Raw genomic sequence first — 24,054 nt, 5'->3', positions numbered from 1 at the left:
CCGCTTCGGCGTCAGACCATCTCGGCCAGGATCTCGTCGGTCGTCGCCTGCCGGCAGTAGCCCTTGTTGAGGCGGAGCGCCCAATTGTGGCGCTCCTCGCTCTTGGTGGCGCAGGCGTCGGTCACGCAGATCATCTCGAAACCACGGTCGGCGCCGTCGCGCACGGCAAGGTCGACGCATTGATCGGTCAGGAAGCCGACCGCGATCACGGCATCGACGCCGAGGTTGCGCAGCAGATATTCGAAGATGGTCGAATTGAACAGGCTGGACGACGTCTTGGGCAGCACGATCTCGTCGCCCACCGGCAGGACGGCGTCCAGCACCTTCGAGTCCCAGCCGCCCTTGGGATAATTGAAATTGCTGACCTTGTAATCGAGGCTGCGGTCCCGCCCGTCCACGGTCAGGCTTTCGATCACCGTGTAGATCACCTCGATCCCGCTCGCCCGGGCCTTCTCGATCAGGCGGGCGATATTGGGCAGCGCGACCTGGTGCAGCTGGTGCTGGAAATAGGGCTTTTCTTCCGGCGTGCCGTCGTCGAGCAGGCTGTTCTGCGCGTCGATCACGATGATCGCCGTGCGCTCGGGCACGATGGGCAGATCGCGGGTGCGATAGGGTTTCTGGACGGCCATGGCAAGCAACCTCACTCAGTAGACACGGGCATATTTGGCGGCGAGCTCGGCAAGCTCCAGGCCCTCGACCGCCGCGATCTCGCCCCGCTTGTGCATCAGATAGGCGGTGCGCATCTCGGCATTCTCGATCAGCACATCGCCCGCCGCCTCCAGCATGTCGAGCGCCTCGGCGAGACTGGCGGGCAGCGGGCGGATGCCCTGCCGCTCCCAGTCCTCCGGCGACAGGCTGCCCGGCCCGTCGCGGGTCGCGGGCGGCGCCGGCTCTCCGGCTTCCAGCCCGGCGAGGCCGGCGCGGATCAGGGCGCCAAGGACGAGATGGGGCGTGGCGGCGCCGTCGGCCGCGCGATACTCGAAATTGAAGCCGCGCGAGACATCCTCGCCCGGCACGTCCGAGACCGGGCAGATGCGCACGAAAGCCTCGCGGTCGCGCCAGCCAAGGTTGGTGACATTGGTGCTCCACGAATTCGGCTTCAGCCGTTCGTAGGACAGCACGCTGGGCGCGGTCAGGCCGCAGAGCGCGCGGCCCTGGCGCAGGATGCCGGCGATGAAGCGGCTGGCGAGCGCCGACACGCCATCGGGCGCGGCGGGGTCGTGGGACAGCGGCCTGCCCGCCTCGTCTTCCAGGCTGAAATGGACATGGACGCCATTGCCGACGATGCCGGGCGTCACCACCGGCGAGAAGCTGGCCCAGCCGCCCTGCCGGAAGGCGAGGGCGTGCACGATCTGGCGCAGCATCGCCGCCCGGTCCGCCGCCTGCAGGGCGAGGGCCGGGTGCATCGTCGCCTCGATCTGGCAGGGGCCATATTCGGGCAGCACGGTTTCCGGCTCGATCCCGGCGGCGGCCATGGCGGCGATCAGGGCATGGGGGAAGTCGCCCGCCTTGCGGATCGCGTCGAGCCCGTAGGAGCCGCCCGGCCGCTCGGCCACGCCGCCGTGGTAGAATTCATGCTCGAAGGCGACGCGCAGGCGAAGGCCGAATTCGGCGCGCAGCCGCTCGATCCCCTGCTTCAGATAGCTTCGGGTGCAGCAGGACCAGGGCGCCCGCGCCATGTCGAGAATATCGCCGAGGAAGAAATGCTCCGGCACGCTGCCGTCCTCGAAATCGACCTTCAGCTCGGCACCGGGGTCGGGCAGCAGGATGAGGTCGCCGCGCGGGCCGAAGGGCGTCGCCGGAATGGCGCCGAAGCAGTTGATCATGACATTGGTCGGGGTCCAGCCCACGCCCTTGGCCAGCCGGTCGGCCAGATCCTCGGCCGGGAAGCCCTTGCCGCGCAACTGCCCGGCGAAATCGCTGCACACCGCCATGATGAAGGGATGACGCTTCACGGAATGTCCCCTGTTCCGACCGGGAAAGAACTTTGCCTCAAGGGCAGCGGCGGAAGCAAGGCGGCGCGGGGATGGACTGGAAACAGTGCACATTGTGCACTATTCTAGATTTCAGAATGGAATGGGCCGACGCTGCCGACCCTCGCGCAGATCGGGAAGCTGAAAATCCAGATGTTCGCGGACGATCATCATCCGCCGCATTTCCATGTCGTTACGCCGGATCACGAAGTGCTGGTGCGGCTCGCGGACTTTGAAGTGATCGCCGGGCAGATCGACCGGCGCAATCTCGACATGGCTCTCGCCTGGGCGGGGGCCAACAGGGAGCGACTGGATCATGAGTGGAAACGCCTCAACGCGCGCTGACATGATCGCCGTCGGCGAGCCGCTGCCACGCATTGAACGGGCTGAGGCGCTGGACGGGCGGAAAGTCCGCATCGGCTGGCGGTCGGGCGAGACCCGGGTCGTGGATCTGGCCCCGGTGATCGCCAGCCGGCGGATCTTCCGGCCCCTGCGCGACGATGATGAATTGTTTCGTTCCCTGCGCGTCGCCGAATACGGCAACGCCATCGAGTGGGCGAGCGATCTCGATCTGTCGGCGCTTTGGCTCGACCGCCTGCCGTCCGCCGAGTTCGACAATCGCGACTTTCGCGCGGCGATGGCGGCGCTGGACATGACGCTCGACGGCATGGCGGCGGCCCTCGGTCTCAGCCGCCGGCTCATCGCGGACTACCGCAAGACGAGGCCGATCCCGCGCCATGTCGCGCTGGCCACCCGCTACCTGCTCGATCACAAGGGCGCGTAGTCGGCGCGGCAGTTCGGGGTTTCGTGGACGGTGACGCGGGTCAGCGCCGCGAGGCCGTCGCTGCGCCGGGCAACCGCCGGGGCGAGGCGGTGGAACCAGTGGCGGGCGAGGCCTTCCGCCGTCGGCGGGAAGGGCACGACATAGAGTTTCTGGCCAAGGCGGCCGTCGGTCGTCGTCGCGAAGCCCCCGGCCGCGACCGTTGCGGCAAGGGCCGCGTGCCAGTCGTCGCCCTTTCGCCCCTCGGGGGTGAAGAGGTCGAGCAGGGCGCGGTCGGCGATATCGGCGATCAGGCCGTGGTCGCAGGGCGCGTCGATCAGCGCCATCATCTCGTCCTTCAGGAAGCCGAAGTCGAGCACCATGCCCGCCTGTTCGCCGGCCGCGCGCAGCTCGCCGGAAACCGGCCGGCAACTCGCCTCGATCACATAGCGGTGCCCATGCAGGTGCCGGCATTTCGAGCCGTGGCTGGCGATGCGGTGCCCGGCGTCGATGGCGATCTGCCGGGTGATGGTGAAATCCATGAAGAATGCCTGTCCTTGATCAGCGCCCGGCGCGCCACTTCGCCCAGCCGGCGGCGCGCAATTCGCAGGCGGGACACTGGCCGCAGCCCCGGCCCCAGGGGTGTTCGATCTGCCGCTCGCCCTTGTAGCAGCTGTGGCTTTCCGTCCGGATCAGCTCGACCAGCGCCGTGCCGCCCAGCCGTTCGGTCAGGGCCCAGGTCTGCGCCTTGTCGATCCACATCAATGGCGTCTCGACGACGAAGCGCCGGTCCATACCGAGGTTCAGGGCGACCTGCAAGGCCTTCAGCGTGTCGTCCCGGCAATCGGGATAGCCGGAATAATCGGTCTCGCACATGCCGCCGACGAGATGGCGCAGGCCCCGGCGCCAGGCGATGGTGGCGGCGAAGGTGAAGAACAGCAGGTTGCGCCCGGGCACGAAGGTATTGGGCAGGCCATCCGCCTGCAGACGGATTTCATCCGCGCGCGTCAGGGCGGTTTCGCTGATCGCGCCGAGGATGCCGAGGTCGAGCAGGTGATCCTCGCCCAGCCGGCCGCGCCATTGCGGAAATTCTTCGGCGAGGCGGCGGCGCAGGGTCTGGCGGCATTCCAGCTCGACGCTGTGGCGCTGGCCGTAGTCGAAACCGATGGTCTCCACCGTCTCGAACCGGTCGAGCGCCCAGGCGAGGCAGACCGTCGAATCCTGCCCGCCCGAAAACAGGACCAGGGCTTTTTCCGTCATGGGCGAACTCCGGGACGTCAGGGAATACCGATCAGCTTGTGGGTCTGCAGGCTGAGGCGCCAGCGCGGATGGCGCCGGCAATAGTCGGCGGCGGCCGCGATGTTGCGCTGCTGATCCGGCCCATCCATCGGCTGCAGGAAATAATGGCGGAAGGCATTGCCGCTGGCGGGCTTCAGGATCTCCTCCACCGCCTCCGGCATCAGGCCTGCTTGCGGGAAGACCAGCTTCAGTTCGTCGCCCCGGCGCAAGGACCAGTTGGCGCCGGCCTTGGGGCTGACGCAGATCCAGTCGATGCCGGAAGGTGGCCGCGTGGTGCCATTGGTCTCGATCGCGATCTCGAAACCGCGCCCGTGCATCGCTTCGATCAACTCCTCGTCGAGCTGGAGCAGCGGCTCGCCCCCGGTGAAGACGACATAGCGATAGGCCCGTTCCTCGCCCCAGCACGCCTCGATCGCCGCCGCCAGGGTTTCCGCGTCGGGGAACTTGCCGCCGCCTTCGCCGTCGGTGCCGACGAAATCCGTGTCGCAGAAACGGCAGGTCGCCTCCGCCCGGTCGGCCTCGCGGCCAGACCACAGGTTGCAGCCGGCGAAGCGGCAGAACACGGCGGCACGGCCGGCCTGCGCGCCTTCGCCCTGCAGGGTCGGAAACAGCTCCTTGACGGCATAGGGCATGGCGGCTCCGCTCGGGATCGGGAGCCAAGGGTTTAGCGCCGCTTGTCGCCCGCGCGCAAGGCAGTCCTGCCCACGGCCCCCTTTCCAAGTCGAAGCCCCTTGGTCATAGTGCCCGGCTCGATTGTGGAGAGGTACAATGTCGGCAGTGGCCGGAGGGGGGATGGGACAGACGGCGCTGCCCACGGGCAGCGGGCGCGGCGTCATGGCCGAAGCCCGGGCGCTGATCGCCCTTGGCCTGCCGCTCGCCCTCGGCCAGCTGGCGGGCGTCGCCATGCTGACGACCGACACCATCATGCTCGGCCGGGTCGGGCCGGAGGCGCTGGCCGCCGCCGCCCTCGGCTTTTCCGTGATCATCGTGCCGATGATGTTCCTGATCGGTCTCGCCCAAGGGGCGGTGCCGCTGATGGCCTATGCCGTCGGGGCGAAGCGCCATCACATGCGCGAAGTGCGCCGCATCGTCCGCCAGACCCTCTGGGCCACCGGCTTCGTCTGCCTGCCGGTGATCGCGCTTCTGTGGAACATCGGCGTGCTCCTGCGCCTGATCGGGCAGGAGGAGGGGCTGGCGGTGGAGACCGAGCGTTACGTCCGCGCCGTCTCGCCCATCCTGCTGACCGGCACCTGGTATGTCGTGCTGCGCAATTTCATGGCGACCTACGACCGGCCGCGCGCCGCCCTCGTCATCGCGCTGTTGCAGGTGCCGGTGAACGGCGTCTTCATCTATGTGCTGATCTTCGGCCATTTCGGCCTGCCGGCGCTGGGCGTCGTCGGCGCCGGTCTCGGCTCGGTTGCCTCGGGCCTGCTGGCGCTGGCCGCGCTCGCCGGTTTCGTCGCCCTCGACCGGCGGTTCCGGCGGTTCCATCTTCTTGGCCGTTTCTGGCGGGCCGACCGGCAGAAGCTGATGGACGTCGTCCGCCTCGGCACGCCCATTGGCCTCACCATCACCTTCGAGGTCCTGCTGTTCTCGGGCGCGGCGCAGTTGATGGGGCTGATCGGGCCGCTGGCGCTGGCCGCCCATCAGATCGCGATCCAGATCGCGTCGGTCACCTTCATGTTCGCGCTGGGCATCGGGCAGGCGGGGGCGATCCGCATCGGCATCGCCGCCGGCAGCCATGACGCCGCCGCCATCACCCGCACCGGCTGGACCGCCCTCGCCCTCGGCTGCGGCTTCATGGGCGCGATGGCCTTCGTCATGCTGTTCTGGCGCGAGGATCTGGCCGGCCTGTTCCTCGCCGATCGGACCAGCGGCGGCAATGCCGCTGTCTTTACCTATGCCAGCGGTTTCCTCGTCCTCGCCGCGCTGTTCCAGGTGGTCGACGCGGCACAGGTCGTCGCCGTCAATCTGCTGCGCGGGCTGCAGGACGCGCGGGTGCCCATGCTCTATGCCATGCTGTGCTACTGGGGCCTGGGCTTCACCCTGTCCTGGGCGCTGGCCTTTCCCTTCGGCCTTGGCGGCGAGGGCATCTGGTGGGGCTTCGTCGCCGCCGTCGGCGCCTTCGCGGTGCTGATGGTCCGGCGCTTCGCCGGCCGGCACCGCATTCCCGCCTACCGCGACCTGATCGAGAGGGCGTGATGGCGAAAGTGCGGCTGGACCAATTGCTCGTCGACCGCGGCCTCGTCGAAAGCCGGGCCAAGGCGCAGGCCGTCATCATGGCGGGCCATGTCTTCACCGGCACCAAAAGGCTCGACAAGGCGGGCGACAAGGTGGCGGAGGATATCCCCCTCGACGTGAAGGGCCAGCCCCACCCCTGGGTCTCACGCGGCGGGCTGAAGCTGGAAAAGGGCCTCGACACCTTCGCCATCGACCCGACGGGCTTCGTCGCCATCGACGTCGGCGCCTCGACGGGCGGCTTTACCGACGTGCTGCTAACAAGGGGCGCCGCCCATGTCCATGCCGTCGATGTCGGCCACGGCCAGCTGGCGTGGAAGCTGCGGACCGACGCGCGGGTCACGGTGCTGGAGCGGACCAACGCCCGCAGCCTGGACGCCGCGATCATCCCCCAGCCTGTCGATATCGTCGTCTGCGACGCCAGTTTCATCGGCCTCGAGACCGTTTTGCCGGCGGCGCTCGATCTGGTGAAGCCGGGCGGCTACCTCGTCGCGCTGATCAAGCCGCAGTTCGAGGTCGGCCGTGGCCGGGTCGGCAAGGGCGGCGTGGTGCGCGAACCCGAGCTGCACCAGGAGGTTTGCGACCGGATCGCCGCCTGGCTGGCGGCGCGGCCCGGCTGGCGCGTGCTCGGCATCACCGAAAGCCCGATCAAGGGGCCGGAGGGCAATGTGGAATTCCTGATCGGGGCGAAGCGCGATGCCTGAAATGATCGAAGCCCGGGTGATCCGCCTCGGCGCGCAAGGGGACGGCGTGATCGAGGGGCCGAAAGGCCCGCTCCATGTCCCCTTCGCCCTGCCGGGCGAGCTGGTCCGGGTGATGCCCGAGGGCAAGTCGGCCGTGCTCGATACGGTGCTGGAGCCGTCGCCCGAGCGGGTCAAGCCCGCCTGCGCCGTCTTCGGCCGCTGCGGCGGCTGCCAGTTGCAGCATCTGGCGCCGGAGGCCATCGCCGCCTTCAAGCGCGAGGGTATCCGCACCGCGCTCGCCCATCGCGGCTTCGACGATGTCGAGGTGCTGCCGACGAAATCCCTGCCCCCGGGCGAGCGGCGGCGGGTGAAATTCGCCGTGCTGCGCGTCGGCAAGCGCATCTTCTTCGGCTTTCACGAGCGGCGCGCCCATCGCCTCGTCGATATCGAGACCTGCCCGGCGATCCTGCCCGGCCTGTCGCGGCTGATCGCGCCCCTACGCGCGCTTGCCCAGCGCCTGCCCCTCGAGGCGGCGACCGTGACCCTGCTGCCCGGCGGCACCGACCTCGCGCTCGACGGGGCGAAGATCCGCCTCGACCTCGCGGCGCGGGAGGCCCTGGCCGAATTTTCCAACACCCATGACGTCGCGCGCATCACGGCGGGCGGCGAGACCGTGCTGGAGCGGGGCGCGCCGACCCTCGCCTTTGGTGGGACGCTGGTGGCGCCGCCGCCGGCCGGCTTCCTGCAACCCTCCGCCTCCGGCGAGGCGGCGCTGGTCGAGGCCGTGCTGGCCCGCCTCGGCGAGGGGCACCGGCGCGCGGTCGACCTATTCGCCGGCTGCGGCACCTTCAGCCTGCCGCTGGCGAAGCTCATGCCCGTCGTCGCCTACGAGGGTGACGCGGCGGCGGTCGCCGCCCTTGGCCGGGGCTGGCGTCAGGGCCGGGGCCTGAAACATGTCGAAGCGACTCGCCGCGATCTCTATCGCCGGCCGGTCGAGGCGGTGGAATTCGACGCGGGCGATGTCGTGGTGATCGACCCGCCGCGCGAAGGCGCCGAAGCGCAGGTCCGCACCCTCGCCGACAGTCCGGTGCGCCGCATCGTGGCCGTCTCGTGCAGCCCGGCCAGTTTCGCCCGCGACGCGCGTATTCTGGCCGAAGCCGGCTTCAGGATGGGCGCCGTGCTGCCGGTCGATCAGTTCGCCTGGTCCTCCCATATCGAACTGGTTTCCCATTTCGAGCGATAGCGCGCTGGCATTCCGCCCGATTTTCGACACTCTTGGCCCCGAGATTCGGCAATCGGCCTGCCGATGGCCTGACAATCCTCGCGACCCGACAGTTTCCGCGAAAGGTATCCGGTGGTCCTGCCTCTGCACGATGGTTTGCCGACGCGCAGGCGACCGATCGTCAACAACACGATGATGATCGTCTGTGCCGGCATCTGGCTGCTGCAGCAGTCGCTCGGCCATGTCGAACTGGATGCCCTGCGCTATGGTTTCGTGCCCTATTTCCTGTTCGAGGGCCTGCCACCGCAATATGACATCGGCGCCGTGCCCGCGGTCGCCTCGCTGGTGACCTATGCCTTTCTGCACGGCGATTTCTGGCACCTGGGCGGCAATCTCCTGTTTCTCTGGATCTTCGGCAACAATGTCGAGGATGCCCTCGGCCATCTGCCCTATCTCGCCTTCTATCTGTTCTGCGCCGCTGCCGCGGCCTTCGGCGAGGGTCTGACCGATCCCCTGTCCAAGGCGCCGCTGATCGGCGCTTCGGGCGCCATATCGGGCGTGCTCGGCGCCTATCTGATGCTGTTCCCGCGCCAGCCCGTGGTGGTGCTGGTCGGCTTCTTTCCGGTGCCGGTGCCGGCCTTCGTCGCCATCGGCCTGTGGTTCGTGTTCCAGCTGGTCGACGGTCTGTCGGGCGCGGCCAGCGCCGAACAGATCGCCTGGGTCGCCCATATCGGCGGCTTCCTGGTCGGCATCGCCCTGATCCGGCCGTTCCGCGACCGGCTGCGCCCGCGCCCCGGCCCCTGGGGCTGACGGGTTCAGTTGCTGCCGTAGAGGCGGCTCGTCTGCACCCAGCCGGCGCTGCCGCCGCCGCTGGCGACCAATTGCCAGCCAGACTGGCTGTCCAGGATGACGAGACGCTGGCGACCGCCGGGCAGTCGGCCGATGACGGCGCATTGGTCGCGGCCGCAGCGGCGCAGCACGATGCCACCGTCTTCGAGCGTGACCACCCGCACCGGGGCGTCCGACCGTTCGGGGCTGCGCATGGCCCCGGCCGGCCGGGTCAGGCCGACCCCGGGCGACAGGCTGCCGCCGGCGCCGGCCGGCGCGGGCACCAGTCCGTCGATGGGGAACAGCACATTGCCGAAACGGGCGACGCCATAGGCGCTGACATCCGGCCGCCGGCAGGGGCCGAGGTCGGCCAGCGCCAGCCGGGCCGACCAGCCGGCGGTGGTCAGATTGGGGTGGCGGGCGGCGATGTCGTCGCGCGGCTGGGTTACCGGCACGGTGGCGATCACCCGGTCGCAGGCGACCAGCAGGACATCGGACATGCGCAGGCCCAGCGACATGTCGCCGGCCCAGCCCGACAGGGCGAGAACATCGCCCTCGACCGAGATTTCCTCGATCCGGCCAACCGTCGTATCGGCGCTGGCGGGCAGCCACAGCCAGGCGGGATAGGTCTCGTCGCCGCCCCGGCTGTCGACGGCGAGGGCGACCGAAGGCTCCACCGCCCGTGTCGCCAGCACTTCGAGGCCGGTCGGCGGAATGACCGCGGCAGCGACAGTGCCCCGATCCCCGCCCGGCAGGACGCTGGCGAGAAGCGCGGCCGAGCCGGCGGCGATGACGGCGACGAAGAGGATTCGGGCGAGGCGGGCGACAGACATGGTGGCCTACGGGCAACACTGGCGACAAAGGGTGGAATCACTCTAGCACGGTCCGGCAGCCGATGCTTGCACCGGCAATCTCATGGGCGGATGATCTAAGGACATCTGTCCTGGCCAGCCATGGACCATCCTGACCGCTCCGACACCGTAACCGGCTTGCCATCGCCGCTCGTCCCCAGCCGGCGTGCCCTGCTGCTCGCCTCGCTCGGCCTCGTGCTGTGCGGCGGGGCGCCGCGGGCGCAGGAGGCGCGTTACCTGCGCATCGCCACGGGCAGCGCCGCCGGCACCTATTTCCCGGTGGGCGAGACCATGGCCCGGCTGCTCAGCCATCCGCCCGGCCTGCCGGCCTGCGACGTCGGCGCGCCCTGCGGCGTGCCTGGCCTCGTCGCCACGGCGGAAACCAGCCAGGGATCGGTCGACAATGTCCAGGCGGTGGCCAGCCGCGCGGTCGAAACCGCGCTGGCGCAGGCCGACGTGGTCGCCCTCGCCCATGCCGGCAAGCTGTTCCCCGACCGGCCGCCGCTCGACAATCTGCGGGTGATCGCCAATCTCTACCGCGAGAGTATGCATCTCGTCGCCCGTCGCGATGCCGGCATCGCGACGGTCAAGGACCTCGCGGGCAAGCGCGTCTCGCTCGACCGGGCGGGATCGGGCACGCGGGGCGACGCCCTGATGATCCTCAAGGCCCATGGGGTTTCGCCGAAGAAACTGACCGAGGTCGAACTGGGCCCGTCGCAGGCTGCCGACGCGCTGGTCAGCGGCGAGATCGACGCCTTCTTCTTCCTCGGCGGGGTGCCCGCGGCCGGCATCGCCGATATCGCGCCGGAACGCCGGATCGTGCTGATTCCCATCAATGGGCCGGCGCGCGACCGGCTGCTGGCGGAAGGGCGCTTCTTCATGGCGGGCTTCATCCCGTCCGGCGCCTATCCGACAGTGATGGCGACCGAAACGGTCGATGTCGGCGCGCAGTGGATCTGCGCCGCCGAAGCGGCCGAGCCGCTGATCTACGACATCACCCGCACGCTCTTCGCGCCCGAGAACGCGGCCAGCCTCGCGGCCGGCCATCCGCGCGCCGCCGCCATCAGTCTCGCCGGGGCGACGGCCGGCATCGCCGTGCCCCTGCACCCGGGCGCCGCCCGCTTCTATCAGGAAAAGGGCATCGAGCTGCCGGTGACCGGGCCGATCTGAGCGCGAACCCCGGTCCGATCCGCTTGCACCCCATGGGACTCTCCGCTATATAGCCCGCTTCCATCGCGAGGCCGGGCGAAAAGGGCTGCCTGGGCCATGCTTAATGATCCTTCGGATCAAGGAGGTTGAAATGCCCAAGATGAAGACGAAGAGCGGGGCGAAGAAACGCTTCACTCTGACCGGGACCGGCAAGGTCAAGGCGCTTCAGGCCGGCAAGCGTCACGGCATGATCAAGCGCACCAACAAGCAGATTCGCAATCTTCGCGGCTCGACCATCCTCTTCAAGGCGGATGGCGACAACGTGAAGAAGTATTTCCTGCCGAATTCGTAACGGAGGGCTGAGATATGTCGCGCGTGAAACGTGGCGTGACCGGCCATGCCCGTCACAAAAAAGTTCTGGATATGGCCAAGGGTTATCGCGGCCGCGGTAACTCCTCCTTCCGGATCGCCATCGAGAAGGTCGAAAAGGGCCTTCAGTATCAGTATCGCGATCGTCGCGCCCGCAAGCGCAACTTCCGCGCCCTGTGGATCCAGCGCATCAACGCGGCGGTCCGCGAGCATGGCCTGACCTACAGCCGATTTATCGACGGTCTCGCGAAGGCGGGCGTCGAGGTCGACCGCAAGGTCCTCTCCGACCTCGCCATCCGCGAGCCCGGCGCCTTCAAGGCGCTGGTCGAGCAGGCGCGGGCGGCTCTCCCCACCGAGGCCTGACCCCCGCCAATTCACTGGCATTCGTCCCCGGGGTTTGATAACCCCGGGGGCAACCGCGCCCAATGGATCGTGATGGGCGCTGGAACCGCGCCCGACAGATCGAAGGGGCGCCGGATTGGGGTCGATCATGAGTAATTTGAACGGTCTCGAGGCCGAGGTTCTGGCCGCCGTCACCGGCGCCGCCGACCTTGCCGCGCTCGATGAAGTCCGGGTTTCCGCCCTCGGCAAGAAGGGCCGCATCACCGACCTGATGAAAACCCTGGGCGCCATGGCCCCGGACGAACGGAAGGCCTTCGGCGCCGCCGTCAATCAGGTGAAGGATCGCATCGCCGATGCGATTTCCGCCCGCAAGGCCACCCTCGAAGACGAAGCCATGAACGCCCGCCTCGCCGCGGAGCGCGTGGACGTCACCCTGCCCATCGCCGCGCAAGCCGCCGGCCGCATCCACCCGGTCACCCAGGTGACCGAGGAATGTATCGAGATTTTCGGCGCCATGGGCTTTGCCCTCGCCGAAGGGCCGGATATCGAGGACGACGAGCATAATTTCACCGCGCTGAATTTCCCGCCCGGCCATCCCGCGCGTGAAATGCACGACACCTTCTTCCTGCCGCCCAACGCGACCGGCGAGAAGGTCCTGTTGCGCACCCACACGTCCCCGGTGCAGATCCGCACGATGAAGGGCAAGACCCCGCCCATCCGCGTGATCGCCCCCGGCCGCACCTATCGCTGCGACAGCGACCAGACCCACACCCCGATGTTCCACCAGATCGAAGCCCTGGTGATCGAGAAGAACATCCACATGGGTCATCTTAAGGCGACGATCGAGCATTTCGCCGCCGCCTTCTTCGAGGTGGAGCAGGTGAAGATCCGCTTCCGCCCCAGTTTCTTCCCCTTCACCGAACCCTCGGCGGAGGTCGATATCGGCTGCGCCCGCACCAAGGACGCGATCCGCATCGGTCAGGGCGACGACTGGCTGGAAATCATGGGCTGCGGCATGGTTCACCCGAATGTGATCCGCAACTGCGGCCTCGATCCCGACGAGTGGCAGGGCTTTGCCTTCGGCATGGGCCTCGACCGGATCGCCATGCTGAAATACGGCATTCCCGATCTTCGCGCCTTCTTCGAATCCGATCTGCGCTGGCTGCGGCACTATGGTTTCGCCGCGCTCGACCTGCCGACCCTGGGCGGAGGGCTGTCGCGATGAAATTCACCGTCAACTGGCTGAAAGAGCACTTGGACACGACGGCCACCGCCGCCGAGATCGCCGAGAAGCTGACCGCCATCGGCCTTGAGGTCGAAGAGGTGGACGACCGCGGCGCGACCCTGCGCCCCTTCACCGTCGCCCATGTCCTGACCGCGGTTCAGCACCCGAATGCCGACAAGCTGCGCCTGTGCACGGTCGATGCCGGCGACGGCGCGCCCTATCAGGTGGTCTGCGGCGCGCCCAATGCCCGCGCCGGGCTCAAGGTCGTCTTCGCCCGCATGGGCACCACCATTCCCGTCAACGGCATGGTGCTGAAGCCGACCGCCATTCGCGGTGTCGATTCGCAGGGCATGATGTGCTCGATGCGCGAAATGGGCCTCGGCGAGGATCATGACGGCATCATCGAATTGCCGGAAGACGCCCCGATCGGCGTGCCCTTCGCGCAAATCCTCGGCCTCGACGACGCGGTGATCGACATCGCGGTGACGCCGAACCGGCAGGATTGCCTCGGCGTCGCCGGCATCGCCCGCGACCTCGCCGCCGCCGGCCTCGGCACCCTGAAGACCCCGGCCATCGCGGCCGTTCCCGGCCAGTTCCCCTGCCCGGTCACGGTCCGCCTGACCGACGAGGTGAAGGACAAGGCCTGCCCGATCTTCACCGGCCGCCTGATCCGCGGCGTGAAGAACGGGCCGAGCCCGGCCTGGCTGAAGAACCGGCTGGAGGCCATTGGCCTTCGCCCGATCTCGGCCCTCGTCGACATCACCAATCTGATCACCTTCGACCGCGCCCGGCCGCTTCACGTCTTTGACGCCGGCAAGCTGACCGGCGGCATTCATGTCCGCTTCGGCCGCGACGGCGAGACGGTGGACGGCCTCGACGGCAAGACCCACAAGGTCGACGGCGCGACGGTCGTGATCGCCGACGACGCGGCGGCCCTCGGCCTTGGCGGCATCGTCGGCGGCGTGCCGTCGTCGGTCTCGGACGAGACCGTGGATGTCTTCGTCGAATCCGCGCATTTCGATCCTTACACGATCGCGGCGACCGGCCGGCGCACCGGCGTCCAGTCCGATGCCCGCCACCGCTTCGAGCGCGGCGTCGACCCGAAATCGGCGCTCGACGGCCTTGAACTCGCGACCCGGCTGATCCTCGACCTCTGCGGCGGCACGCCGTCCGAGGTGGTGGTGGCTGGCGCCTTCCCGGCCGATTTCCCGAACCAGACGTTCCGCCCCCACCGGGTGGAACAGCTGACCGGGATGCTGGTGCCCGAATTCGAGATGGCGCGCATCCTCGAGGCGCTGGGCTTCGGTGTCGCCATGGCGGAAAAGCCCTGGGTGGTCTCGGTGCCGTCCTGGCGCCGCGACATCGAGGGCGAGGCCGATCTGGTCGAGGAAATCGCCCGCATCAACGGCCTCGACAGGCTGCCGGTGCTGCCGCTGCCCGTTACCTCGGTCGTGCCGGTGCCGGCGCTGTCGCCCGCGCAGAAGCGCAACCGCCTGGCCCGCCGCCTGCTGGCGACGCGCGGCATGGTCGAGACGGTGAATTACAGCTTCATCCCCGAGGCTCACGCCGCCGCCTTCGGCTGGACCGATCCGGCGCTGAAGGTCGCCAATCCGATCTCGGTCGAACTCGCGGTGATGCGCCCGCATCTGGTGCCCAGCCTCGCCGCCGCCGCCGTGCGCAACGCCGCCCGCGGCAACGAGGATGTCGCCCTGTTCGAGGTCGCGGGCACCTATCACGGCATCGCGCCGAAGGACCAGAAGGCCATCGCCGCCGGGCTGCGCACCGGCCATGCCGCGCCCCGCCAGTGGCAGGGCGGGCGCCGTCCGGTCGACGTCTTCGACGTGAAGGCCGATGTCTTCGCCCTGCTGGCCGAACTGGGCGCGCCGGTCGCCAACCTCAGCGTCGCGGCGGAAGCGCCGGCCTGGGCCCATCCTGGCCAGTCCGGCGTCGTCAAGCTGGGTCCGAAGACGGTGATCGCCAGTTTCGGCGCGCTGCATCCGAAGATCGCGAAGCTGCTGGACCTCGAAGGCCCGGCGGTGTTCTTCGAGGTCGACCTTGACGCCATTCCGGCGGCCAAGGCCCGTGCTTCGAAAGAAAAGGGGCCTCTCGTGCTGTCCGACTTCCAGGCGGTCAGCCGCGACTTCGCCTTCCTCGCCGACGATGGCGTGGCGGCGGAAGCCCTGATCCGCGCGGTCAAGGGCGCCGACAAGGCGCTGATCGCCGATGTCTCGATCTTCGATCTCTATCGCGGCACCGGTGTCCCCGAGGGCAAGGTCTCCGTCGCTCTGGCCGTCCGGCTGGAGCCGAAGGACAAGACCCTGTCCGAACAGGACATCGAAGCCGTCTCCGCCAAGATCGTGGCCGGGGTCGCCAAGGCGACCGGCGCCACCCTCAGGAGCTGAGCCCCAGGGCCATGACCGACCTGTCGCATATCCGCAATTTCTCGATCGTGGCCCATATCGACCACGGCAAGTCCACCCTTGCCGACCGGTTGATCCAGACCTGCGGCGGCCTTTCCGCGCGCGAGATGACCGAGCAGGTGCTCGACTCGATGGATATCGAGCGCGAGCGCGGCATCACCATCAAGGCGCAGACCGTCCGCCTCGAATACAAGGCGAAGAACGGCGAGACCTATCAGCTGAACCTGATGGACACGCCCGGGCACGTCGACTTCGCCTATGAAGTCTCGCGCTCGCTCGCGGCCTGCGAAGGCGCGCTGTTGGTCGTCGACGCCTCGCAAGGGGTCGAGGCGCAGACCCTCGCCAATGTCTATCAGGCGATGGACGCCGATCTCGAGATCGTGCCGATCCTGAACAAGATCGACCTGCCGGCGGCGGAGCCCGAACGCATCCGCGCCCAGATCGAGGATGTGATCGGCATCGACGCTTCCGACGCCCTGCTGGTCTCGGCCAAGTCGGGCATCGGCATCGAGGATACGCTGGAGGCCATCGTCCACCGCCTGCCGGCGCCCAAGGGCGACGTGAACGCGCCCCTGAAGGCGCTGCTGGTCGACAGCTGGTACGACGCCTATCTCGGCGTCGTCATTCTCGTCCGCGTCGTCGACGGCGAGATCCGCAAGGGCCAGAAGATCAAGATGATGGCCGCCAACAAGGTCCATCTGGTCGAGCGCGTCGGCATCTTCACGCCGAAGAAGGTGATCGTCGACAAGCTGGGCCCGGGCGAGATGGGCTTCATCACGGCGGCGATCAAGGAAGTGGCCGATACCTCGGTCGGCGACACGATCACCGACGAGCGGAAGCCGACGGACACGCCGCTGGCCGGCTTCAAGCCCTCGGTCCCCGTGGTGTTCTGCGGGTTGTTCCCGTCCGATGCCGCCGAATTCGACACGCTGCGCGACAGTCTCGCGAAGCTGCGCCTCAACGACGCCAGCTTCCAGTTCGAGATGGAAAGCTCGGCCGCGCTTGGCCTTGGCTTCCGCTGTGGCTTCCTCGGCCTCCTGCACCTCGAGATCATTCAGGAGCGGCTGGAGCGCGAGTTCGACCTCGACCTGATCACCACCGCGCCCTCGGTCGTCTATCACGTCTATATGACCGATGGCACGATGGAGGAGATGCATAATCCGGCCGACATGCCGGACCCGGTGAAGATCGCCCGCATCGAGGAGCCGTGGATCAAGGCGACGATCTTCGTGCCCGACACCTATCTCGGCGACATCCTCAAGCTCTGCCAGGACCGGCGCGGCATCCAGATCGAGCTGACCTATGCCGGCAACCGGGCCATGGCGGTTTACCGCCTGCCGCTGAACGAAGTGGTGTTCGATTTCTACGACCGGCTGAAGTCGGTCTCGCGCGGCTATGCCTCCTTCGATTACGCCCTCGACGGCTATCAGGAGGAAGACCTCGTGAAGATGTCGATCCTCGTCAATCAGGAGCCGGTCGACGCCCTCGCCATGATCGTGCACAAGACGAGGGCCGAGGCGCGCGGCCGCCAGCTGTGCGAGCGCCTCAAGGACCTCATCCCCCGCCAGCTGTTCCAGATCGCCATCCAGGCGGCGATCGGCGGACGCATCATCGCCCGCGAGACGGTGAAGGCGATGCGGAAGGACGTGCTGGCCAAATGCTACGGCGGCGACGTCTCGCGCAAGCGCAAGCTGCTCGACAAGCAGAAGGCGGGCAAGAAGCGAATGCGCCAGGTCGGCAACGTGGAGATTCCGCAGGAAGCCTTCATCGCCGCCCTGAAGATGGACGCGGACTAAAGACGCGTGAAAGGCAGGGCCGATGGCCGACGATAACGAAGACTACGTCTATGACGAAGCGACGGGCGAATGGCGCCCGGCGTCCGAGGTGGCGGCGGCCAGGGCCGAGGCCGGCGCGGTGCGCGACGCGGCGGGCAATGTCCTCGCCGACGGCGATCAGGTCACGCTGATCAAGGACCTGAAGGTGAAGGGCACCAGCACCACCCTGAAGCAGGGCACGGTGATCAAGTCGATCCGCCTGACCGATAACCCCGAGGAAATCGACTGCCGTTTCGACGGCATCAAGGGCCTCGTGCTGCGCACCGAATTCGTCCGCAAGCGCTGATCCCTCATCCTTATTGGCTTTCGCGCCAAAGGTGCTATCCGTTTCCGTGACGGTGGCGACATGGGGTCGGCGCCGCCAGGGATGCGGCGATGACCGAAGCAAGCGTGAAGCAATGTGCCAGCTGCGGCCTCGCCGTCGGCGCCCTGATCGAAATGGCGCATCTGCCCGACCGGCGCACGGCGCCCGACCGGGTGCTGCCGCTGTGCCTGCTCTGTCACCGGGCGCTGGATCTCCACCTGACGAGCTTTGCCGAGATCGAGGTGGTGGAAGCGAACTGGAAGGCCGGGGGGCCGGCCCCCCACCGGCTGGATGACCTCATCGCGCTCTGGACGTCGCGGGAGCCGAATTGGGCGGCCCTGAAGAAAGATGGCGCGGCCAGGGCCGGCCGTACCATCCGCCGGCGCTTCGCCGCCAAAAGGGCCGCCGCCACGAAGGCAAGGCTACGCGCGGCGGCTGAACCCGTCCCCGAGTGATGACAGCGGAGGGCGATCCGTCCTATGACGGGAATGCATCTCTAGGCGAAGAGTGGAGCCATGTCGAAGACCACCAGGGCGACCCTCGCGCTGAAGGCGGCCGGGGTCGCCTTCGACCTCGTTGCTTATGAATACGACCCGGATGCCGACAGCATCGGCCTGCAGGCGGCGGCTGCGATCGGCGAGCCGCCGTCGCGGGTGCTCAAGACCCTGATGGCGGAAGTGGACGGCAAGCCCGTTTGCGTCGTCGTGCCGTCGGATGCCCAGGTCTCGATGAAGAAGCTGGCGGCGGCCTTCGGGGGCAAGGCGGCGGCGATGATGAAGCCCCCGGCGGCGGAGCGGCTGACCGGTTTCGTCGTCGGCGGCATCAGTCCTTTCGGCCAGAAGCGGAAAGTGCCGACGGCGATCGAGGAAAGCGCACTGCTGGAGCCCTATGTCTTCGTCAACGGCGGGCAGCGCGGCCTGCAGGCAAAACTGTTGCCCGATGACGCCGTCGCGGCCCTCGGCGCCCTCGTCGCCGATCTTACGATGTGAAGAGACGGGCCGGCCGCTCCCGCTTGCGGAACAGGATCAGCAGCAAGACCCCGATCAAGCCGAACAGCAACAGGCCGGGCACCCGCAGCAGGGTGGTGATGCCGGGATTCCAGAGCTCAGGGAAGGTGTAGCCCGCGACGGCGTCGCCCACGGCGATCATCGAATTGGCATCGAGCGCGGCCCACAATGCGCCAAGGCCGAGCAGGCCGAATTCGCCCCGCTCCAGCATGGCCATCGTGTCGGCCCCCAGACACATCAGGGCCAGCGCGACGAAAATCCAACCCAACAACCGACCGACCATCGGCTCGCCCTCCCGGCTCGCTGCGGCGCATCATGGCAAGGGGTGGAGACAATCTCAACAATGGGGCGACAATGCGGCCAGCCCCTACCGGCCTTTGCCGCACATGGGGTTGCGCCCCGCCGCGACTTCGCTATATTGCCGCCCTCGCCGGACGGTCACGAACCGACTCCGGCCTGCGGAGGGGTGGCCGAGTGGTTGAAGGCGCACGCCTGGAAAGTGTGTATACGGGAAACCGTATCGTGAGTTCGAATCTCATCCCCTCCGCCATCGTCTGATCCGCAACGATCCGTGTCTCTCCGGGCTGCCGAGGCTTTGGCTGGCGCCGGCATCCGACTGTGCGCATCATGCGACTTCAGGTCGTGATGAAGACGGGCCATCGCCGTGAAGTTCTATGCTCACAGTCGGGAAGGGCAGGATAAGGCCCTGTGGGAGCCCCTGGCCGATCACCTGCGCCGGACGGCGCTGCTCGGCGCGCGTTTCGCCAGGGCCTTCGGCCTCGACGATCTTGGCCATGCCATCGGTCTTCTTCACGACATCGGCAAATATGCGGCGGCTTTTCAGCGCCGCATCGAGGGGGCGGCGATCAGTGTCGACCATGCCACCCCCGGGGCCTGGGCGGCGCGCCGGGTCTTCGGCGCTGAGGTCGGCGTCCTGCTGGCCTATGGTATCGCGGGGCATCACGCGGGCCTGCCGGATGGTGGGGATGGTGCCGGCGATCTGCTGGATCGCCTGCGCCGGCTCGACAAACGGCTGCCCGATGGGTTCGAGGCCTGGGAGAAGGCCGACCTGCCCCTGCTGACGAAGACAGCGGCACGGCTCGCCTTTCGCGGCTTCGCGGACGATCGCCGGCTCGGCGACGATCTCTATCGGCGGGCCTTCCTGATCCGCATGTTGTTTTCCTGTCTCGTCGACGCGGACTTCCTGGCGACCGAGCATTTCTACGACAAAGGCAAGGCCCGGCGTCGGCGCCGCGATCCGTCCGCGGGGCAAATGGCCTGCCTCTCGGAGGCGCTCGCGCGGCATATGGCGGGCATGGGCAGGGGCGCGGCCTCCCCCCTCATCGCCGGCTGGCGCACCCGCATCCTTGCCGCCTGCCGGGAAGGGGCGCCATCGAAGCCCGGCGTGTTCACCCTCGACGTACCGACCGGGGGCGGCAAGACCCTGGCGTCGCTGGCCTTCGCCCTCGACCATGCGGCCGCCCATGGTCTCGACCGGGTGATCTATGCCATCCCCTATACCTCGATCATCGAGCAGACGGCGGACGTCTTCCGCAAGGCGCTGCGGGAGGCGGGCGACGATGTGGTGCTGGAGCACCATTCGGCGGCGGAGGTTCCGCCCTCCCGGGAAGAGGAGGGTATCGGCCCCAGCCGCCTGCGCCTCGCGACCGAGAATTGGGATGCGCCCGTCGTGGTGACGACGACGGTGCAGCTCTTCGACAGCCTTCATGCCGACCGGCCGAGCCGCTGCCGCAAGCTGCACAATCTCGCCCGCAGCGTGATCGTGCTCGACGAGGCGCAGGCCCTGCCCATCGACCGCCTCGCCCCCTGTCTCGCCGCGCTGAAGGCGCTGGTGCAGGATTACGGCGCCAGCCTGCTTCTGTGCAGCGCGACCCTGCCCGGTCTCGACCGGACCGCGGGGCTGAAGGTCCGGCTGCCGCAGGCGGCGCCCCTGATCCCCGCCGCGATGACCGGCGACATGGCGGCGGCCTTTCGCCGGGTGACGGTGCGCGACAGGGGGGCCATCGACGACGAGACCCTGGTGGCCGAAATGATGGCGGCGCATCAAGTCCTGACCATCGTCGACAGCCGCGCCCATGCCCGGGATCTGTTCAATGGCCTGACCGCCGACGGCGCGAATTTCCATCTGAGCGCCGCCATGTGCCCGGCGCATCGCCGCGCGGTGCTGGCCGAGGTGAAGGGCCGCCTCACCGAAGGGCTGCCCTGTCGTCTGGTCAGCACGACGGTCATCGAAGCCGGGGTGGACGTGAGCTTTCCCCACGTTTGGCGCGCCCTGGCCGGCATCGACTCGATCGCCCAGGCCGCGGGGCGTTGCAATCGCCATGGCGAGGGCGAAACCCTGGGCGATGTGGCGATCTTCCATCCCACCCGGGCGGACGCGATCCCGAAACCCCTGGCCGACCTGCGCCGCCGGGCGGGCCTCGGCGCCGAAGTGCTGCGCCACCATGCCGATCCCCTGAGCCCCGCCGCCATCGACAATTATTTCGAGCGCCTGTTCACCCTGAACGAGGATCAGGATCGGGACCGTTGCTGGGCCGACATGGCGAAGGCCCCGGGCCTCGACTGCCTGCCCTTCCGCACCGTGGCCTCCCGGTTCAGCCTGATCGACGACGGCGGCGAGCCGGTGATCGTGCCCTTCGACGACGAAGCCAGGGGACTGATCGCCCGCCTCGCCGCCGCGCTGGCCAGCCCCGTGCTGCCGCGCCGCCTGCCCCTCGACCTGTTGCGCCGGCTGCAGGCCTTCACCGTCTCCGTCTTCAGCCGGCAGAAACTGATCGAGGCCGGCGGCGCCATGGTGCTCGATCCCCGCAACGACCCGGAGGGCCGTTTCGTCGTGTTGGCGGACGGCCCCGCCTACGACATTTCGGTCGGCTTCCGGCCCGATCTGGCGGGGGTCAGGTCGTCGGAGGGCAATGTGCTGTAGGGGAACACGCCCTGGTCCGACGCTGTATTCCCGTTCGCGGGCTGATACTATCAATTCGCGAATCAAATTCGGAGGACACGCATGGCGACGGGGGTGCGTGTAAAGGTGTTCGGCGACTTCGCGCTTTTCGGGCGACCGGAAATGAAGGCGGAGCGGGTGTCTTATGAAGTGATGACGCCTTCGGCGGCGCGGGGCATCCTGCAGGCGATCCACTGGAAGCCGGCGATCGACTGGGTGATCGACCGCATCCACGTACTAAAGCCGATCCGCTTCGATACGCTGCGCCGGAACGAGGTGGGCAAGAAACTGCCCTATGCCACGGCGCGCCAGGGCGCCCGGGGCGAGGATGTGGACCTGTCCCTCTTCGTCGACGAGGAGCGGCAGCAACGCGCCTCCCTGCTGCTGCGCGACGTTGCCTATGTGATCGACGCCCATTTCGTCATGACGCCGAGGGCCGGGCGCGACGACAATCCGGGCAAGCACGCCGAAATGGCCCGGCGCCGCATCGCCAGGGGCCAGTTCATGCAGATGCCCTGCTTCGGCTGCCGCGAGTTTCCCGCCTATTTCGAGCCGGTGGCCGAGGGCGAGACCTTCGAGGTGCACCAGAGCCTGAGGGGCGAGCGTCCGCTGGGCTGGATGCTGCACGATATCGACTTCGATGCGGCCGAGGGGCCGAAGCCGCATTTCTTCCCGGCCAAGCTGGTCGACGGCGTGCTGGCCGTGCCGCCGCTGCCCTTCGGGAGTCGGCGATGATCCTGTCCAGCCTCGTCGGCCTCTATGACCGGCTGGCCGAGGGCGATGAGCCCTTGCCCGGCTTCGGCTTCGCGGAGGTGCCCGTCGTCGGCGCGCTGACCGTCGGCGCCGACGGGCGCCTGATGGACATCCTGACCCTGCTGACGCCCGAGAAACGGGGCAAGGCGACCAAGCTGGTGCCCACGCGGCTGACCGTGCCGCAGCCGCCGAAACGCACGGTCGGCATTTCGGCCGGTTTCCTGTGCGACAATGCCGGTTACCTGCTGGGTTTCGACGGCAAGGGTAACGCGGAACGCGCCCGCAAGACCTTCGAGGCGGCGAGGGCCCTGCACGAGGGCCTTCTGGCCAGGCTGGACGAGCCGGCGGCGCGGCGCCTGCTCGCCTTCTTCGCCCACTGGCGCCCGGAGGATGCCGCCGCCGCCCTCAAGGACAAGGCAGAGGAACTGGCGACCGGCTGGCTGGTGTTCCGGGACGAGGTCACCGGCCGCTATGTCCACGACATCGGGGCGATCCGCCGCGCCTGGGAAGAGCGGGCCGCCGAGCAGGACGGCCCGCGCGGCCAGTGCCTGGTGACGGGCGAGGAGGATCAGCCGATCGCCCTGACCCATCCCGCGATCAAGGGCGTGCCGGGGGCGCAGAGTTCGGGGGCGGCACTGGTCTCCTTCAACCAGGATGCCTTCACCTCCTATGGCAAGAGCCAGAACCTGAACGCCCCGGTCGGCGCCCGCGCCGCCTTCGCCTATACGACCGCGCTCAATCACCTGACCGGGCCGCACAGCCGTTACAAGGTTCCGCTCGGCGACATGATGGTGCTGGTTTTCGCCGACAAGGCAACGGCGGCGGATGTCGAACTGGCCCGCGCCCTGTCGGGCTTCACGGCCCCCGACAACGATGACGACGACGAGCCGGCCACGGTCTCGCCCGAGCGGGGCGCGGCCAGCGGCGTCGCCGGCATGACCCGCATCGCCCGGGGCACCTGGGTGGACGACCTGAACCTCGGCCCGGCGCAGGGCGTGCGCATCTATCTGCTGGCGCTGGCGCCCAATGCGGCGCGGCTGCAGATCCGCTTTTTCCTGCACGACACGCTGGGCGACTATGTCGGGCGGTTGCAGCAGCATTGCCGCGACATTCTCTTCACCGATCCGGCGACGGCGGACCATGTGCCGAGCTTCTGGCATCTGGTGCGCGAACTCCTGCCCCGCGATGCCGAGGGCAAACCGCGGCAGGACGACAGCACCAGGGCCAGGCTGAACAAGCTGGTGGGCGATCTCGGCCGGTCCGTGCTGGCGGGTCATGGCTATCCGCAATCCCTGCTGCCGCTGGTGCTCGACCGGCTGCGCAGCGACGGCGTCTTCACGCCCAACCGCGTCGGCCTGATCAAGGCCGTCCTCAACAGCGAACGCCGCCGCCGCGCGGATGGAACGCCGGAGATACCGATGAGCGTCGACGAGTCGATTGACGATATTGGCTATGTCCTCGGCCGGCTCTTCGCCGTGCTCGAGAACATGCAGGAAATCTCGCGAGGCCGGCAGGGCAAGGACCAGCCCACGATCCGCGACCGTTTCGCCGGCGCGGCCTCGACGACGCCCGGCACCGTCTTTCCCTATCTGCTGGGGCTCGAGAAGGCACACGAGCGCAAGGCCAAGCGCGACCAGGGCGGGCTGGCCCACAACCTCGCGCGGAAAATCGCCGAGCTGATGGCCAAGATCGACGGCGCCGCCGGTTTTCCCCGCCGGATGGACCCGCATCAGCAGGGCCTGTTCTACATCGGCTATTACCACGAGCGGCAGAGCCGCTTCGCCAAAGGCGAGGCGGAGGCCGAGGACCAGCAATCGGACAGCGAGGACTGAAA

The 24,054-nt window shown here is 68.3% G+C and carries 25 protein-coding genes and 1 tRNA gene; 19 read left to right on the top strand and 7 right to left on the bottom strand.

Annotated elements, in window-relative coordinates; genetic code table 11:
- Positions 1-11: 11 nt before the first annotated feature.
- Together DKG74_RS09720 and DKG74_RS09715 are read right to left on the bottom strand one after the other, a co-directional pair.
- Positions 12-629 carry a cysteine hydrolase family protein gene (locus tag DKG74_RS09720; protein ID WP_109905150.1) on the bottom strand — a complete coding sequence of 206 codons (618 nt, stop codon included), beginning with the start codon at positions 627-629 and terminating at the stop codon, positions 12-14.
- A gap of 15 nt (positions 630-644) precedes the next feature.
- Entirely contained in the window at positions 645-1,955 is a 1,311-nt protein-coding gene (locus tag DKG74_RS09715) for a type I glutamate--ammonia ligase (protein WP_165837618.1), read from the bottom strand.
- A gap of 171 nt (positions 1,956-2,126) precedes the next feature.
- On the opposite strand from DKG74_RS09715, the gene DKG74_RS09710 reads away from it, so the two are divergent.
- Together DKG74_RS09710 and DKG74_RS09705 are read left to right on the top strand one after the other, a co-directional pair.
- A complete protein-coding gene (locus DKG74_RS09710) occupies positions 2,127-2,318 on the top strand; it encodes a DUF4160 domain-containing protein (RefSeq protein ID WP_109905146.1) in 192 nt (63 codons plus the stop codon).
- A 1-nt stretch (position 2,319) separates the two neighbouring features.
- Positions 2,320-2,757: a DUF2442 domain-containing protein gene (locus DKG74_RS09705; RefSeq protein ID WP_165837617.1), complete on the top strand. Its 438-nt coding sequence runs from the start codon at positions 2,320-2,322 to the stop codon at positions 2,755-2,757.
- On the opposite strand, the gene DKG74_RS09700 is transcribed toward DKG74_RS09705, so the two are convergent.
- The 3 genes from DKG74_RS09700 to queE are packed head-to-tail and all read right to left on the bottom strand — an operon-like array spanning position 2,742 to position 4,664.
- Entirely contained in the window at positions 2,742-3,275 is a 534-nt protein-coding gene (locus DKG74_RS09700; protein ID WP_109905142.1) for a 6-pyruvoyl trahydropterin synthase family protein, read from the bottom strand. The two genes, DKG74_RS09705 and DKG74_RS09700, sit on opposite strands and share 16 nt — an antisense overlap.
- Before the next feature lie 19 nt (positions 3,276-3,294).
- A complete protein-coding gene (gene queC, locus DKG74_RS09695) occupies positions 3,295-3,993 on the bottom strand; it encodes a 7-cyano-7-deazaguanine synthase QueC (RefSeq protein WP_109905140.1) in 699 nt (232 codons plus the stop codon).
- A gap of 17 nt (positions 3,994-4,010) precedes the next feature.
- Entirely contained in the window at positions 4,011-4,664 is a 654-nt protein-coding gene (gene queE / locus DKG74_RS09690) for a 7-carboxy-7-deazaguanine synthase (protein ID WP_109905138.1), read from the bottom strand.
- 160 nt (positions 4,665-4,824) lie between these two features.
- On the opposite strand from queE, the gene DKG74_RS09685 reads away from it, so the two are divergent.
- From DKG74_RS09685 to DKG74_RS09670, 4 genes are all read left to right on the top strand, one after another.
- Positions 4,825-6,234, top strand: coding sequence for an MATE family efflux transporter (locus tag DKG74_RS09685; RefSeq protein ID WP_165837616.1), 1,410 nt, complete (start codon positions 4,825-4,827; stop codon positions 6,232-6,234).
- Positions 6,234-6,974 (top strand): TlyA family RNA methyltransferase, encoded by a 741-nt coding sequence (locus tag DKG74_RS09680; protein WP_109905134.1) that lies wholly within the window; start codon positions 6,234-6,236, stop codon positions 6,972-6,974. The genes DKG74_RS09685 and DKG74_RS09680 overlap by 1 nt, the downstream gene beginning before the upstream one ends.
- The gene (locus DKG74_RS09675) at positions 6,967-8,196 is read left to right on the top strand and encodes a class I SAM-dependent RNA methyltransferase (RefSeq protein WP_109905132.1); all 1,230 of its coding nucleotides are present in this window, start codon (positions 6,967-6,969) and stop codon (positions 8,194-8,196) included. The genes DKG74_RS09680 and DKG74_RS09675 overlap by 8 nt, the downstream gene beginning before the upstream one ends.
- Positions 8,197-8,307: 111 nt before the next feature.
- Positions 8,308-8,985: a rhomboid family intramembrane serine protease gene (locus DKG74_RS09670; RefSeq protein ID WP_109905130.1), complete on the top strand. Its 678-nt coding sequence runs from the start codon at positions 8,308-8,310 to the stop codon at positions 8,983-8,985.
- 5 nt (positions 8,986-8,990) lie between these two features.
- Here DKG74_RS09670 and DKG74_RS09665 read toward each other — a convergent pair whose 3' ends face one another.
- Complete coding sequence (locus tag DKG74_RS09665; RefSeq protein ID WP_109905128.1) at positions 8,991-9,836, bottom strand: hypothetical protein; 846 nt, start codon at positions 9,834-9,836, stop codon at positions 8,991-8,993.
- Positions 9,837-9,956: 120 nt separating this feature from the next.
- Between DKG74_RS09665 and DKG74_RS09660 the strand changes: the two genes are divergently transcribed.
- The 9 genes from DKG74_RS09660 to ybaK all read left to right on the top strand — a co-directional run bounded on the left by DKG74_RS09660 (position 9,957) and on the right by ybaK (position 18,487).
- Entirely contained in the window at positions 9,957-11,024 is a 1,068-nt protein-coding gene (locus tag DKG74_RS09660) for a TAXI family TRAP transporter solute-binding subunit (RefSeq protein ID WP_109905126.1), read from the top strand.
- 130 nt (positions 11,025-11,154) lie between these two features.
- Positions 11,155-11,355 (top strand): 50S ribosomal protein L35, encoded by a 201-nt coding sequence (gene rpmI, locus DKG74_RS09655; RefSeq protein WP_109905212.1) that lies wholly within the window; start codon positions 11,155-11,157, stop codon positions 11,353-11,355.
- 14 nt (positions 11,356-11,369) lie between these two features.
- The gene (gene rplT / locus DKG74_RS09650) at positions 11,370-11,735 is read left to right on the top strand and encodes a 50S ribosomal protein L20 (RefSeq protein ID WP_109905124.1); all 366 of its coding nucleotides are present in this window, start codon (positions 11,370-11,372) and stop codon (positions 11,733-11,735) included.
- Between the two features lie 127 nt (positions 11,736-11,862).
- Entirely contained in the window at positions 11,863-12,939 is a 1,077-nt protein-coding gene (pheS, locus tag DKG74_RS09645) for a phenylalanine--tRNA ligase subunit alpha (protein WP_109905122.1), read from the top strand.
- Positions 12,936-15,341 carry a phenylalanine--tRNA ligase subunit beta gene (gene pheT, locus DKG74_RS09640; RefSeq protein ID WP_109905120.1) on the top strand — a complete coding sequence of 802 codons (2,406 nt, stop codon included), beginning with the start codon at positions 12,936-12,938 and terminating at the stop codon, positions 15,339-15,341. Before pheS ends, pheT begins: the two co-directional genes overlap by 4 nt.
- Positions 15,342-15,352: 11 nt before the next feature.
- Positions 15,353-17,155: a translation elongation factor 4 gene (lepA, locus tag DKG74_RS09635; protein ID WP_109905118.1), complete on the top strand. Its 1,803-nt coding sequence runs from the start codon at positions 15,353-15,355 to the stop codon at positions 17,153-17,155.
- Positions 17,156-17,177: 22 nt separating this feature from the next.
- Positions 17,178-17,480, top strand: coding sequence for a zinc ribbon domain-containing protein YjdM (locus DKG74_RS09630; protein WP_109905116.1), 303 nt, complete (start codon positions 17,178-17,180; stop codon positions 17,478-17,480).
- A gap of 89 nt (positions 17,481-17,569) precedes the next feature.
- Positions 17,570-17,953 (top strand): hypothetical protein, encoded by a 384-nt coding sequence (locus DKG74_RS09625; protein WP_109905114.1) that lies wholly within the window; start codon positions 17,570-17,572, stop codon positions 17,951-17,953.
- Between the two features lie 60 nt (positions 17,954-18,013).
- Positions 18,014-18,487 carry a Cys-tRNA(Pro) deacylase gene (ybaK, locus tag DKG74_RS09620; protein ID WP_109905112.1) on the top strand — a complete coding sequence of 158 codons (474 nt, stop codon included), beginning with the start codon at positions 18,014-18,016 and terminating at the stop codon, positions 18,485-18,487.
- On the opposite strand, the gene DKG74_RS09615 is transcribed toward ybaK, so the two are convergent.
- On the bottom strand, positions 18,477-18,788 hold the full coding sequence (locus tag DKG74_RS09615) for a hypothetical protein (RefSeq protein ID WP_109905110.1): 312 nt from the start codon (positions 18,786-18,788) through the stop codon (positions 18,477-18,479). The two genes, ybaK and DKG74_RS09615, sit on opposite strands and share 11 nt — an antisense overlap.
- Positions 18,789-18,965: 177 nt before the next feature.
- On the opposite strand from DKG74_RS09615, the gene DKG74_RS09610 reads away from it, so the two are divergent.
- The 4 genes from DKG74_RS09610 (at position 18,966) to cas8c (ending at position 24,052) form a co-directional block, all read left to right on the top strand.
- A tRNA-Ser gene (locus tag DKG74_RS09610) sits at positions 18,966-19,055 on the top strand.
- Between the two features lie 114 nt (positions 19,056-19,169).
- The gene (gene cas3, locus DKG74_RS09605) at positions 19,170-21,449 is read left to right on the top strand and encodes a CRISPR-associated helicase Cas3' (RefSeq protein WP_109905108.1); all 2,280 of its coding nucleotides are present in this window, start codon (positions 19,170-19,172) and stop codon (positions 21,447-21,449) included.
- Between the two features lie 81 nt (positions 21,450-21,530).
- Positions 21,531-22,202 carry a type I-C CRISPR-associated protein Cas5c gene (gene cas5c / locus DKG74_RS09600; protein ID WP_109905106.1) on the top strand — a complete coding sequence of 224 codons (672 nt, stop codon included), beginning with the start codon at positions 21,531-21,533 and terminating at the stop codon, positions 22,200-22,202.
- A complete protein-coding gene (cas8c, locus tag DKG74_RS09595; protein WP_109905104.1) occupies positions 22,199-24,052 on the top strand; it encodes a type I-C CRISPR-associated protein Cas8c/Csd1 in 1,854 nt (617 codons plus the stop codon). The genes cas5c and cas8c overlap by 4 nt, the downstream gene beginning before the upstream one ends.
- Positions 24,053-24,054 lie beyond the last annotated feature (2 nt).

It is taken from the genome of Zavarzinia aquatilis (assembly GCF_003173035.1).
In the GTDB taxonomy this organism is placed as follows: domain Bacteria; phylum Pseudomonadota; class Alphaproteobacteria; order Zavarziniales; family Zavarziniaceae; genus Zavarzinia; species Zavarzinia aquatilis.
This window is presented reverse-complemented; position numbering and strand designations above follow the sequence as displayed.